Source organism: Longispora fulva, assembly GCF_015751905.1.
Classification (GTDB): domain Bacteria; phylum Actinomycetota; class Actinomycetes; order Mycobacteriales; family Micromonosporaceae; genus Longispora; species Longispora fulva.
The window spans coordinates 7,610,512-7,623,637 of sequence record NZ_JADOUF010000001.1 but is presented as its reverse complement, the minus strand read 5'-3'; the positions used below and the strand labels follow the sequence as shown (position 1 = coordinate 7,623,637).

Annotated in this window: 11 protein-coding genes; 4 read left to right on the top strand and 7 right to left on the bottom strand. The window is 70.3% G+C overall.

The features are described 5' to 3' along the window. Nucleotides 1–9: 9 nt before the first annotated feature. Complete coding sequence (locus tag IW245_RS35275) at nucleotides 10–792, top strand: sigma-70 family RNA polymerase sigma factor (RefSeq protein ID WP_197007427.1); 783 nt, start codon at nucleotides 10–12, stop codon at nucleotides 790–792. 123 nt (nucleotides 793–915) lie between these two features. On the opposite strand, the gene IW245_RS35270 is transcribed toward IW245_RS35275, so the two are convergent. Further along, nucleotides 916–1,326 (bottom strand): hypothetical protein, encoded by a 411-nt coding sequence (locus IW245_RS35270; RefSeq protein WP_197007426.1) that lies wholly within the window; start codon nucleotides 1,324–1,326, stop codon nucleotides 916–918. A gap of 34 nt (nucleotides 1,327–1,360) precedes the next feature. Here IW245_RS35270 and IW245_RS35265 point away from each other — a divergent pair, with 34 nt between their 5' ends. Together IW245_RS35265 and IW245_RS35260 are read left to right on the top strand one after the other, a co-directional pair. Beyond that, the gene (locus IW245_RS35265; RefSeq protein ID WP_197007425.1) at nucleotides 1,361–2,278 is read left to right on the top strand and encodes a diacylglycerol/lipid kinase family protein; all 918 of its coding nucleotides are present in this window, start codon (nucleotides 1,361–1,363) and stop codon (nucleotides 2,276–2,278) included. Between the two features lie 444 nt (nucleotides 2,279–2,722). Next, nucleotides 2,723–2,977 carry a WhiB family transcriptional regulator gene (locus tag IW245_RS35260; RefSeq protein WP_197007424.1) on the top strand — a complete coding sequence of 85 codons (255 nt, stop codon included), beginning with the start codon at nucleotides 2,723–2,725 and terminating at the stop codon, nucleotides 2,975–2,977. Nucleotides 2,978–3,385: 408 nt separating this feature from the next. Here IW245_RS35260 and IW245_RS35255 read toward each other — a convergent pair whose 3' ends face one another. Genes IW245_RS35255 through IW245_RS35245 form a run of 3 tightly spaced genes read right to left on the bottom strand, consistent with a single transcriptional unit; the run spans nucleotide 3,386 to nucleotide 6,935 of the window. Next, a complete protein-coding gene (locus tag IW245_RS35255) occupies nucleotides 3,386–4,591 on the bottom strand; it encodes a sirohydrochlorin chelatase (RefSeq protein ID WP_233473070.1) in 1,206 nt (401 codons plus the stop codon). Beyond that, nucleotides 4,573–5,262 (bottom strand): phosphoadenylyl-sulfate reductase, encoded by a 690-nt coding sequence (locus IW245_RS35250; protein WP_197007423.1) that lies wholly within the window; start codon nucleotides 5,260–5,262, stop codon nucleotides 4,573–4,575. The genes IW245_RS35255 and IW245_RS35250 overlap by 19 nt, the downstream gene beginning before the upstream one ends. After that, nucleotides 5,259–6,935, bottom strand: coding sequence for a nitrite/sulfite reductase (locus IW245_RS35245; protein WP_197007422.1), 1,677 nt, complete (start codon nucleotides 6,933–6,935; stop codon nucleotides 5,259–5,261). Before IW245_RS35245 ends, IW245_RS35250 begins: the two co-directional genes overlap by 4 nt. 502 nt (nucleotides 6,936–7,437) lie before the next feature. Between IW245_RS35245 and IW245_RS35240 the strand changes: the two genes are divergently transcribed. After that, nucleotides 7,438–10,926 (top strand): M28 family peptidase, encoded by a 3,489-nt coding sequence (locus IW245_RS35240; RefSeq protein WP_233473071.1) that lies wholly within the window; start codon nucleotides 7,438–7,440, stop codon nucleotides 10,924–10,926. Between the two features lie 165 nt (nucleotides 10,927–11,091). Here the strand turns inward: IW245_RS35240 and IW245_RS35235 are convergent, their stop codons facing one another. From IW245_RS35235 to IW245_RS35225, 3 genes are read right to left on the bottom strand one after another with little or no spacing between them, the layout of a single operon-like run. Beyond that, on the bottom strand, nucleotides 11,092–11,868 hold the full coding sequence (locus tag IW245_RS35235) for an alpha/beta fold hydrolase (RefSeq protein WP_197007421.1): 777 nt from the start codon (nucleotides 11,866–11,868) through the stop codon (nucleotides 11,092–11,094). 43 nt (nucleotides 11,869–11,911) lie between these two features. After that, entirely contained in the window at nucleotides 11,912–12,190 is a 279-nt protein-coding gene (locus tag IW245_RS35230; RefSeq protein ID WP_197007420.1) for a DUF397 domain-containing protein, read from the bottom strand. After that, the gene (locus IW245_RS35225) at nucleotides 12,160–13,047 is read right to left on the bottom strand and encodes a helix-turn-helix domain-containing protein (protein WP_197007419.1); all 888 of its coding nucleotides are present in this window, start codon (nucleotides 13,045–13,047) and stop codon (nucleotides 12,160–12,162) included. The genes IW245_RS35230 and IW245_RS35225 overlap by 31 nt, the downstream gene beginning before the upstream one ends. Nucleotides 13,048–13,126: the final 79 nt, after the last annotated feature.

Sequence of the window (13,126 nt, the reverse complement as noted above, 5' to 3'; positions counted from 1 at the left end):
CTGACGACCATGATCCCGCGACCCAGTCGCTCGGTCGAGCCACTCAGCTACTTTCCGTCGATTTATCTTGATAAAGCACCCGAACCTGAGACCCGCGAACTCCTCGCCCGGCTCGCCGCGGCGGAGCAGTACTCCCGGCCGTGGCGCGCGCTGCGCACCCAGTTGGTCGGGCGGCACATGCCGCTGGTCAAGGGGCTCGCCCGCCGGTTCAAGGGCCGGGGCGAGGACTTCGACGACCTGATCCAGGTCGCGATGGTCGGGCTGCTCAAGGCCATGGACCGCTACGACCCGGACCGGGGCGCGGAGTTCACCACCTTCGCGACGCCGACCATGACCGGCGAGCTCCAGCGGCACCTGCGGGACAAGAGCAACACGCTGCGGCTGCCCCGCCGGCTCCAGGAGCTGCGCTCGGCCGCCAGCCGGGCGTCCGCCGAGCTGCACCAGCGCCTCGGCCGGGCCCCGACCCTGGTCGAGCTGGCCGGCACCCTGGGCTCGTCGGCGGCGGCGGTCTCCGAGGCCCTGGAGAGCGAACGCCTCTGCGTCGTCCCCCTGGACAACGCCGACCGGGCGGCCCCCGACCAGGCGCTGGACTCGGTGGAGTTCCGCGCGGCGCTCCGCCCGCTGCTCAGCCAGCTCCCCGAGCGGGAGAAGCGGATGGTCGCCCTGCGCTTCTTCGAGTACCGAACCCAGGCGGAGATCGCCGCGGAGCTGGGCATCTCCCAGGTCCAGGTGTCGCGCCTACTGACCAGAACCCTCGCCGGCCTCCGAGTGGCCCTCACCGACACCCGCTGACGCCCGCAGAGGCGTGGTCGAACGTGGTCCGTGGTGTGTTCGGTGGAAGAGAGTCAAAGGCTCTTCTCTCTTCCACCGAACACACCACGGACCCACCACCCGGGCCGGGCCGTCGTCACAAGGTCATGCGCCCCGGCGCGGCAGGTCGATCCCGATGGCCTCGAGGGTCCTGCGGTGCAGCGCGAGGAACACCCCGAGCAGACCGAGGACGATCACCGGCACGCCCAGCAGCGGCTGCCCGCCGGTGACCATGTAGTACCCGATCGGCAGCAGGAACAGCTCCAGCATCACGGCCGGACCGCGCGACCAGCTCTTCCGGCTGTACACCGCCCAGCCGGCCAGGATCAGGAACACCGCGTACACGGCGGAATAGATCGTGACGAAGTTCGCGAGTCTGCTGCTACCGGCGCGACCGGACAGGTCGGCGTAGAGCAGCCAGCCGGTGAGCCCGACGAGCACGGCGGCCTTCCCCCACAGGAGGCCGACGAGGGCCTTGAGAGTGACGGGTCGCACTGGGTCCACCGGTTCTGCCACGCCGGACAGCCTACCGGGCGGTACAGTGCCGGCCATGCGGGCGCTCCTCGTGGTCAATCCCAAAGCCACCACCACCAACGACCGGAGCCGGGACGTGCTGGCCCGGGCCCTGGCCTCGGAACTGGACCTCTCGGTCGAGCACACCGGACACAGAGGACATGCGGCCGAACTGGCGCGTAAAGCCGTGGAATCGGGCATCGACCTCGTCGTCACCCTCGGCGGCGACGGCACGATCAACGAGGCCGTCAACGGGCTGCTCGCCGACGGCCCGGCCCCGCACACCGCGCTCGCCGTGGTGCCCGGCGGCTCGACCAACGTGTTCGCCCGCGCCCTGGGCCTGCCGAACTCCTGGGTCGACGCGGCCGGCGTGATCCTGGAGGCCGTCCGCGAGGGCCGCAGCCGGTCCGTGGGCCTCGGCATGGCCGATGACCGGTACTTCACCTTCTGCGCCGGCTTCGGGATGGACGCCGCCGTGACCCGCAGGGTGGAGCGCTCCCGCCGCAAGGGCCGCGCGTCGACCCCGCTGCTGTACTTCCAGGCCGCCATGGCCCAGTACGCCAGCCGGCAGGAGCGGCACCCGAGCCTGACTCTGAGCCGCGAGGGCGCGCCGGACGAGGACGGGCTGTCGATGGCGATCGTGCAGAACACCGCCCCGTGGACCTATATCGGCGCGAAACCGGTGCACCCGAACCCCGACGCGTCCTTCGATCTCGGGCTCGACGTGCTCGCTCTGCGGGGCATGTGGCTGCCGAGCACCATTCGCACAATCACCCAGATGTTGTCAAGCGGGAAGGAACCCCACGGGAAGCGGGTCCTGCGGCTGCACGACGCGGACGGTTTCACGCTGAGTACACCGAAGGCGATGGCTTTCCAGGTCGACGGCGACTACGTGGGCGAACGGCGGAGTGTCGTCTTCCGTGCCGTTCCCGACGCGCTGCGCGTAGTTTGCTGATCAGCGGTCGTATCGTCTGTTCGTCCGTCTCGTTGTTCCACCAAACGGGTTTTCGAGATCCGGGACATCGTCTGAGCCCTCTGGATGCCGCCTCTGCTGGGCGTCTCGTGGGCCATCGCGGAGATGGTGACCCTCGGCTCACGGAAATCGCGGGCACGTGGTGACCACAGGCTCTACCATAACTACATACAGTCGCGAGCGCAGGATCGAGAATCCCGATAAAATTCGGACAAACAGTCGGTGACGTTGCTCACCGTGTCGAAGTTTCTTGGGACTCACCTCTTGACATCGCGTGAGTTCGTGAAAGTATTCACAAGCGAACTGAAGCAAGACGTGTACCACAGCCTGCTCCCGCGCTTGCGGTGGCCCCCAGCTTCGCTGAGCGTGGGACGCGTAAGACATCGGAAGTCATTGAAGATCCACAATCCAAGGAGAGTTGCCCTCATGGACTGGCGTCACGTTGCCTCCTGCCGCGACGAGGACCCGGAGCTGTTCTTCCCGATCGGGACGTCCGGCCCCGCCCTCCTCCAGATCGAGCAGGCCAAGGCCGTGTGTCGGCGGTGTCCCGCGACCAGCGAGTGCCTGCAGTGGGCCCTCGAAAGTGGTCAGGACGCCGGCGTGTGGGGCGGAATGAGTGAGGAAGAGCGGCGCGCCCTCAAGCGGCGCGGCAGCTTCCGGGTCCAGGCTCGCACCGCCTGATCCACACCGCGCAATCTCGACGCGCGAGCACACCTGCTTTGTAGTTGTACGAAATACCGCAGCATCCCCGGTGTCGTTTCTCCAGCGCCGAAATCTCCACCGCTGCAGCTCGACCGCTCCACAACTGCCGCTGTGTTCCCACCGCCGTTTCACTACTGCGGCGCCGCACAGCTGTGTCTCCACCGCTCCGCCGCAACCACTGGTCTCGACCGCTGTGGTCTCCGGCGCGGCACACATTTCGTTTTCGACCGAGGCCCGGGTGACCAACCCGGGCCTCGGTCGTTTCACGTGCGCAGGCTCCCCTGACCCGAGGAGCCGTCAGACCCGGGCGGCCACGGCCGTGGGAACCCCCCGAGCCGAACCTGACCCCGTTATTCGAACACACATTCGAACGGCGTGCAAGTGTCCTCATGCGACCGCGGACAGGGGTGCCGACACCCCGGGAGGGGCGGCCGCCGCGTACCGGGAGAGCACCACGTCCACCAGCTCCGGAGCAGCTCCGAGCGGCTCGGCCACGGTCAGCGCCCCGGCCAGCAGGGCACGGTCGCGGGCCCGGTCGTAGAGCCGGCCCGGGGCGAGGAAACACGAGACGACCCCGACCCGGTCCGCGCCGGCGGCGTGCAGCGCCACGACCGCCTCGCGGGCCCCCTGGCCGGGGCCGGAGGCGAACCCGATCCGGGTGGGCACGCCCAGCCACTCCCCCAGTTCGGTGGCGACGACGGCGAGCCCGGCGCGGGCCGCTTCGTCGGAGGTACCGGCGGCGATCACCACCAGCCCGTCGCACGGGGTACCGCCGTGGGGCATCCGCCAGGCGGAACGGACCTGGGCCCGGACATCGGCGGGCGAGCCGGCAGGGCCGGCCATGGTCGCGACGACCTCTGCACCTCGCCCCGCCCGGGCCGGCACGGCTGCCCCACCCAACTCCGCCAGGGCCGGCACGGTCCGCCCGACAGGCTCGGCCTGGGTCTGCGACCACCGGGCCACCCCAGCCGCCGAGGACACTGATGAGGTCGACGCGACTTCATCCGCCCCGTGCGCCGACGCGGCGGGCACATTCTCGACCAGGCGGGGAGCGGACAACGCCAGCGGATCCTCGCCCCCTGGCGCGTCCTCGACCCGGCCGGACACCGACGCGTGATCCGGGAACGGGGGCGCGCCGGCGTAGCCGACGACCGGGAACCGGGCCCGCAGCGCCGAGCGCAGCCCGCGCAGCAACGCCGGATACAACGCCTGGTCCGCGCCCACCACCGGGGCGCGGTGCACCGGCAGCGGCGGGTCGGCCAGGACCGCCGGCACGTCGACCGTGCCGTGGTAGGCGGAGGTGAGCAACAGCGGCACCACGACCGCCGAGGGCGTACCGGACGCCGCCAGGTCGGCGAGCACCTCGCCCGGCCGGGGCCAGGCGTGGTCGAGGTAGGCGACCCGGACGTCGAGGCCCGGGCGGGCGGCGGACACGGCCAGGGCCAGGTCCTCCGTCGTCATCGCCGCCCGGGGGTCGCGGCTGCCGTGCGCCAGCAGGACCAGGGCCGGCCGCCCGGCCCCGCCGGGGCCGGGCCCCGGGGAACCCGGCTCGGCCGGGCCGGCGGGCGACGGCCCTACTGGTGGATGCCGCACTCTGTCTTCTCCTCGAACATCGCCCACCGGCCGGCCCGGGGATCCTCGCCCGGGGCCACGGCCCGGGTGCACGGCCAGCAGCCGATCGAGGGGAAGCCCTGGTCGATGAGCGCGTTCACGGGTACGTCGTGCAGCGCGATGTACGCGTCGGCGTCGGCGGCCGTCCACCGGGCCAGCGGCGCGATCTTGACCTTCTCGCGCTCGTAGTCGTAGGCGACCACGGCGGTGTCGGCGCGGGTCGGGCCCTCGTCGCGCCGGAGCCCTGTGGCCCACGCCACGTACGGGTCGAGGGCGCGGACGAGTGGCTCGACCTTGCGCAGCTTGCAGCACTCGTTCGGGTCCCGGTGGAACAGCCGGGGGCCGACGTCGCCGTCCTGCTGGCCGACGGTGCGCTGTGGCGGGATGGACTTCACCGTGATCGGCAGGGTGCGCACGGCCTGGTCGCGGACGGCCAGGGTCTCGGCGAAGTGCAGGCCGGTGTCCAGGAAGATCACGTCCACGCCGGGCGCGACCCGCGACACCACGTGCGCGAGCAGCGCGTCGGCGAACGAGCTGGTCACGCAGAACTTCGGGCCGAACTGTTCCACGGCCCAGGAGACGATCTCCTCGGCGGTGGCCTCCTCCAGGTCGTTGCCGGCCTTGTAGGCCAGCTTCTCTAAGGCGACGGTCATGCCAGTGCCTCCTCTTCGGCGCGGGCCACCCAGGCGGCGAAGGTCTCGCCCTCGGCGCGGGCGGCCAGGTAGCGGCGGGTCAGGCGTTCGACGTAGTCGGGCAGGTCCTCGGCCGTGGACTTCAGGCCGCGCAGCTTGCGGCCGAGGCTGCCCACCGGGACGGCCTCGGGGTCGTCGGTGTCCTCGGCCCAGGCGCCGGCCGACACGGCCAGACCCCCGCCGAGGTGCAGTTGGAAGCCCGGCCTGCCGCCCAGCAGGATGCCCTTGAGGCCGATGTCGGCCACCTGGGTCCTGGCGCACGCGTTCGGGCAACCATTGATATTGATGGATATGTCCGCGTCCACGTCGCCGAGCCGGGACTCGAGTTCGGTGATCAGGGTCGCGGCCGTGGCCTTGGTCTCGACGATGGCGAGCTTGCAGTACTCGATGCCGGTGCAGGCCATCGTCGCGCGCCGCCAGGTGGAGGGCTTACTGCTCAGGCCCAACTGGTCGAGCTCCGCAGCGACGGTGTCCACAATCGCGGGCGGAATATCGAGAACCAACAGTTTCTGGTACGCCGTCGTGCGTACCCGATGAAGGTCGTGCTTTTCCAGGATGTCGGCCAGGGCGTGCAGCTTCTCGCCCGAGATCCGGCCGACGACCGGCGCGACGCCGAGGTAGAAGTTCCCGTCGAGCTGCGGGGCGGCCCCGATGTGGTCGATCGGGCGCTCCGGAAGCACCGGCGGGGGGCCGTCGGACAGCTTGCGCTTGAGGTACTCGTTCTCCAGGACGTCGCGGAACTTCTCCACGCCCCAGTCGTTGACCAGGAACTTCAGCCGGGCCTTGGTGCGCAGCCGGCGGTAGCCGTAGTCGCGGAAGATGCCGATCACGCCGGCCCAGACCTCGGGGATCTCGTTCAGCGGCACCCAGACGCCGAGCCGCTTGGCCAGCATCGGGTTGACCGCCAGGCCGCCGCCGACCCACAGGTCGAAGCCCGGGCCGTGGTCCGGGTGCACGCTGCCGACGAAGGCGACGTCGTTGACCTCGTAGGGCACGTCCGGGAGCCAGGAGATCGACGACTTGAACTTGCGGGGCAGGTTGGAGAACTCGGGGTTGCCGACGAAGCGCCGCTCGATCTCCCGGATCACGTCCGTCGGGTCGATCAGCTCCTCGGCGGAGATCCCGGCCACCGGGCTGCCGACGATGACCCGGGGGACGTCGCCGCACGCCTCCTGGGTGCTCAGGCCCACCGCCTCCAGGGCCTTCCAGATCGCGGGCACGTCCTCGATCCGGATCCAGTGCAGCTGGATGTTCTGCCGGTCGGTGAGGTCGGCGGAGCTGCGCGCGTACTTCACCGAGATGTCGGCGATGACGCGCAACTGCTCCAGGGAGAGCTGGCCGCCGTCGATGCGGACCCGGAGCATGAAGTACTCGTCCTCGAGCTCGTGCGGCTCCAGCACGGCCGTCCGGCCACCGTCGATCCCGGGCTTGCGCTGGGTGTACAGGCCCCACCAGCGCAACCGGCCCCGCAGGTCGGAAGGGTCGATACCGGCGAAACCCGTGTACTGGTAGACATTCTCGACCCGGGCCCGCACGTTGAGCCCGTCGTCGTCCTTCTTCATCCGCTCATTGGGGTTGAGTGGTTCGCGGTATCCGAGGGCCCATTGGCCCTGTCCCTTGGCTCTGGTCGTCATGCTGCGTCTCCTGGATACGGAGAGGCGCACGGTCTGGCGACAGAGCGACGATGCCCGGCGCGACCGCGCGCCCGGCGAGGAAATTGCGGGCGGCGTCTACAGGGCCGGACAGATGGCGCTGCGCACGCGGCCGTAGTCCACGTGGCGGCGGACCACGAGGCGGCGGCGCAGGGCGGCGTACATGGGGGTCATCGTCGCACGGCTGGTCGCCGCGCACCAGTATGGTCCCGGTCACTGGACCCCCGGTGGCCTGGTTTTCCTGGTTTCCTGATCGGAAAACTGCGGGCGGCGGCGCCCGGGGGCGGGTGCCGGCCGGCGGCGCGGGGCTCACGGCCGGGTGCCACCCCGTAGTGCCCGCCCCGCGTCGCCAAGGGGGTTACCGGCGGGGGCGACCCGGTGGCAAGGGTCCGGCAAGGGTGAATCGGCATTGACCGATCTGTTAACAGTCTTATTTATTTGGTGCTGACAGTTACACAGATAACAGTCGCCTAGGAGCACCTCAGTGAAACGGACAGCAACGATCTTGCTCGGCATCGGCATCGTCGCCGCGACCGCGCAGATCATCCCCTCGAGCGCTGCCGCCATCCCCACCCCCGATCTGGCGAATCGTGCCCTGTCCGCGGCCGACGTCGCCGCGGACTCGGGGCTCGACGCGCTCGCCAAGGGCCCCGGCGAGAGTCTTCGCCGCACCGGGTCCTTCATCGGCGAGCGCGGCCTGTACTACAACGCCTACGAGCGCACCTACCGCGGCCTACCGGTCATCGGCGGGGACGCGGTCGTCACCACCGACACGACCGGCCGGATCCGGGGCATCAACGCCTCGCCCACCGCCCGGATCAGCGTCGACACCACGCCGTCGGTCACCGCCGCCACCGCCTCGGCCACGGCGAAGGCCCGGCTGGCCACCGTCACCGACGCCACCCCGCCGGTGCTGTCGGTCCTGGCCGGCGACAGTCCCCGCCTCGTGTGGGCGACCGTCGTCAGCGGCCGGACCGCCACGGCGCCCAGCAAGCAGCACGTCTACGTCGACGCGCGGACCGGCGCGGTCGCCGACTCCTACGACGACGTGAAGGCCGACACCCTCAACGGCCACCACAACGGCACGGTCACGATCGACACGTCCGGCTCCTCCCCCACGGCGCGGACCCTGTCCGACCCGGGTCGCCCCGGCCTGACCTGTGGGCCGAACTCCACGAAGCAGACTTACACGAACACGTCCACCACCTGGGGCAACGGGTCGGGCACCGACCTGAAGACGGCCTGTGGCGACGCGTACTACTCGGTCGAGCAGGAGTGGAACATGCTCCGCGACTGGCTGGGGCGCAACGGGATCGACGGCTCCGGCCGGGCGTTCCCGCTGTACGTCGGGCTGGCCGACGTCAACGCGTACTGGGACGGGTCGACGGGCACGTTCGGGCACAACCAGGCCAACACCAAGCAGGCCACGAACATGGACGTGGTGGGCCACGAGATGGGCCACGCGATCTTCCAGTACTCCGGCACGGGGCAGGGCGGCTCGGGCAACGAGACCGGCGGGCTGAACGAGTCGACCGGTGACATCTTCGGGGCGCTGACCGAGGCGTACGCGAACAACCCGAACGACCCGGCCGACTACGACGTCGGCGAGGAGGTCGACCTCGTCGGCCAGGGCCCGATCCGCAAGATGTACAATCCGTCGCTCGTCAACGGCGACCCGAACTGCTACACCTCCTCGATCCCCAACACCGAGGTGCACGCGGCGGCCGGCCCGCAGAACCACTGGTTCTACCTGCTCGCCGAGGGCACCGCGCCCGGCGGGGGCAAGCCGAACAGCCCCACCTGCAACAGCACATCGCTGACGGGCATCGGCATCCAGAAGGCCGGCAAGATCTTCCACGCCGGGCTGCAGACCAAGGGCTCGACCTGGACGCACGCCACGGTCCGCAAGGCGACCGTGCAGGCGGCGGCGAACCTGTTCCCGGGCGGCCCCGAGTGCGCCGCGACCAAGGCGGCCTGGGCTGCGGTGTCCGTCCCGGCGCAGTCCGGTGAGGCCACCTGCACCGTCAACCCGACGAACGACTTCTCGATCTCGCTGAGCCCGTCCTCGGGTTCCGCGCAGCCGGGCTCGTCGGTCACCAGCACGGTCGGCACGACCACCACCTCGGGCAGCGCGCAGACCGTCGCCCTGACCGCGTCGGGCCTGCCGGCGGGCGTCACCGCCAGCTTCAGCCCGTCGTCGGTCACCTCCGGGTCGTCGTCGACCCTGACGCTGAACGTGTCCGCCTCCGCGACCGCCGGCAGCTACACCGTCACGGTCACCGGCACCGGCAGCGTCACGCACACCGCCACCTACAGCCTGACCGTGGGCAGCACGAATCCGGGCGGCAACGCCCCGGACATCGACGTCGCCAAGGTGCAGGCCCACCTGACGCAGCTGAACACGATCGCGTCGCAGAACGGCGGTACCCGTCGAGCGGGTTCGGCCGGCCACACCGCGTCCGTGGCCTACATCAAGGGCAAGCTCCAGGCGGCCGGCTACACGGTCACCGAGCAGCAGTGCACCAGCTGCACCTACGTGTCCAACAACCTGATCGCGGACTGGCCGGGTGGCGACACCAACAACACGGTCATGTTCGGCGCGCACCTCGACAGCGTCTCGGCGGGTCCGGGCATCAACGACAACGGCTCCGGCTCGGCGACGATCCTGGAGAACGCGCTGGCCCTGGCCGCGCAGAACCCGACCATGACCAAGCACGTCCGGTTCGGCTGGTGGACGGACGAGGAGCAGGGCCTCAACGGCTCCAAGTTCTACGTCAACTCGCTGTCCTCGAGCGCCCGCGCGGCGATCAAGGGGTACTACAACTTCGACATGGTGGCCTCCAAGAACGGCGGCTACTTCATCAACAACGTCAACTCGACGACCTCGGCTCCGATGAAGGAGTACTGGACCTCCCTCGGCCTCGCGCCGCAGGAGAACGTCGAAGGCCAGGGCCGCTCGGACGACTACTCGTTCCAGAACGGCGGCATCCCCACCTCCGGGTACGCCACCGGGGCCAGCGCCACGAAGACCTCGGCCGAGGCCACCAAGTGGGGCGGGACCGCCGGCGCACCCTATGACTCCTGCTACCACCAGTCGTGCGACACCACCGCCAACATCAACGCGACGGCACTCAACCGCAGCGCCGACGGCGTGGCGTACACGATCTGGAAGCTCGCCGTCGGCGGCACCCAGACCAACGACTTCTCGGTCTCGGTGAACCCGAACTCCGGCAGCACCCAGCCGGGCGGTTCGGTCACCGCCACGGTCGCGACGGCCACCACGGCCGGCAGCGCCCAGACGGTCACCCTGAGCGCGTCGGGGCTGCCGAGCGGGGCGACGGCGGCCTTCAGCCCGTCGTCGGTGCAGTCCGGCGCGTCGTCGTCGCTGACCATCGCGACCGGCGCGGGGACCCCGGCCGGCTCGTACACCGTGACCGTCACCGGCAGCGGATCCGTGACCCGGACCGCGAGCTACACCATGACGGTCGGCACCGTGGCCAACGACTTCTCCGTCTCGCTCAACCCGTCATCGGGTACCGCGCAGGCCGGGTCGTCGGTCACGTCCACCGTGGGCACCACGACCACTGCGGGCAGCCCGCAGACCGTGACGTTCTCCGCCACGGGCCTGCCGGGCGGGGCGACGGCGAGCTTCAGCCCGTCGTCGGTGCAGTCCGGCTCCTCGTCCTCGCTGACCATCACGACCGGCGCGGGGACCCCGGCCGGCGTCTACACGATCACGGTCACCGGGTCGGGGACGAGCGCGACGCACTCGGCCACCTACACCCTGACGGTGACAGGTACCGACCCCGGCGGCTGCGGCGGCCTCCCCGCCTGGAGCGCGAGCCAGGCGTACGTGCCCGGTGACGTGGTCAGCTACAACGGCCACAAGTGGAACTCCACCTGGTACTCGACCGGGGCCGAGCCGGGCGCGCCGCAGTCCTGGGCCGTCTGGTCGGACGGGGGCGCGTGCTGACCGCCTGACGCCTCACCTCCCCGGGTGGGGGTGAACCGAGAGCACCCGCACCTGGGGAAAGGGGGTGACAGCCCCTGCCGGACCTCCACCCGGCAGGGGCTGTCGCGTGCTCCGCCGGGACGCCCGGCAGGTGCGGACTGTCGAGTGCCGGGGGCCGCCCCGCCGTCAGAGGGACCGGACGAAGGTCGCGATGTCGGCGGCCACCCGGGCCGGGTGTTCCAGGTAGAAGCAGTGGCCGGCGTCCGGGTACACAATGAGTCGGCCGCCGGGCAGGGCCTCGGCGCGGGCCCGCTGCTCGTCGAGCGGCACGATCGGGTCCCGGTCGCCCCAGATCGTCAGCGAGGGGGCCGTGACCGCCGCCAGGCCCCGGTCGGAGTCGTCGGCGACCAGGCCTTCGAACAGCGCGTGCCAGATCCGGGACGGCACCTTGAGGTTGTCCTCGACGAGCATGTCCAGCAGCGGCGCGGGCGGCGGCTCCGGGAGAAGGTATGTCCACAGTCGACGGAAGTGGTCCGGCTCGATCGGATCGGTCAGCTCGGCGGTAATCCCCTCCACCTCCGGGTTGTCCCGCAGGGTGACCGGAGCGCCGAGGAACACCAGGCCTCGGACCCGACCCGGCCGGTCGACCGCGAACCGCTGGGCGATGAGCCCGCCGCTCGACGCGCCGACGAGCACGGCGTCGTCGTGGCCGAGCGCGTCGAGGAACTCGGCGAGGTCCCCGGCCAGGTCGGCGGTGCCGTAGCCGGCCCGGGGGCGGGTCGCGTCACCGTGGCCGCGCGGGGTCAGCGCGACGGCGTGGATGTCGGCCGGCAGGTGCGCCAGGATCGACCCGAAGATCCGGTGCGAGTCACCGACCCCGGGCAGGAGGACGACGGGGACAGCGGCCGGGTCGCCCTGCTCGACGTAGGGCAGTTCGAGGCGGGCGGGCAGGTGGGCGCGCACACCTTATTGTCCCGCCAGGGGACGCCGGGTGGGCGCGAACGGACTATGTGCCGGACTGGGCGGCGACGAAGGCCCGCCAGTCCTCCGGAGTGAAGGTCAGCACGGGGCCGGTGACGTCCTTGCTGTCGCGGACGGCGACCGTCGCCGGCAGAAAAGCCAACTCGACACAGTTACTGTTTCCCGCCCCCGAACGGCTTGACTTGCACCACCGGGCGGCACCCAGCGCGGCCAACTCGACGCAGTTTCCGTCATTGCCGCCCGACTTGCTCGACTTACGCCAGATCGCGTTGCTCAGGTCGACGGAGGTGACTCTGCTGGGCATGCGAACTCCTCGGCGACGGCCGCGAGGAGAGCCAAACTGTCAACTGGCGACAGGGCGGCAGCCCGCAGCCGCTCATGCGTGATCAGATACCACCGGATGTCAGCGGCCTTCTCAAGATACAGCCCGCCGCTCGCGTTGCCGAGATACACAAGATCGAGCTCCGGCTCTGAATAGCCGAGGATCGTGAAGGCTCCGCTCATGCCCGCATGCGCCCCTACAGCCAAGGGCACAATTTGAAGGGTCACGTGCGACAGCCTTGCTCGTTGAATGAGCCACGCGAGCTGCGCACACATCACATCTCGGCCGCCGACGATGCGACGGAGGGCCGCCTCATCGAGGATCAGTCGCAGCTCGGGCGGGTCGTCGCGGTCGAGCATCGCCTGGCGCGCCAGACGCAACTCGACGCTGCGAGCCAGCTCATCCACCCCGATATCAGGGCGCACGGCCCGAATGATTGCCCGTGTGTAGTCCGCAGTCTGCAACAGACCCGGAACGAGGACGTTCTCGAATTGGGTGATCGTTTCAGCTTCGGCTTCGAGGTCCGCATATGCCGCGATCATGACCGTGCCGTAGGCGTCATACAGGCCCTTCTGGCGGCCCTCTCTGCCGAGCTGGACCAGCACCTCCCGCTGCGGGCTGCCCACGTCGTAGTGGTCCAGGAGGTCACGCAGCATCCCCGGGCGGCCCGCCGACTCGCCCTTCTCGATCCGGGTGATGGTCGAGCCCGCGACGGCCAGCTCCTTGGCGACCTTGTCGGCGGTGAGGCCGGCCTCCTCGCGGATCCGCCGGAGCATGATGCCGAGGCGTCGCCGCCGGACCGCAGGACTCTTCCGCATGGTCATCCCTTCGTCACCCATTGCGCATAGTGTGCGCGCGACACGCCACGATCGCAAGTCACCAAACGCATCTTGCGTTTTCGCGGAGCGCGGTGCAATC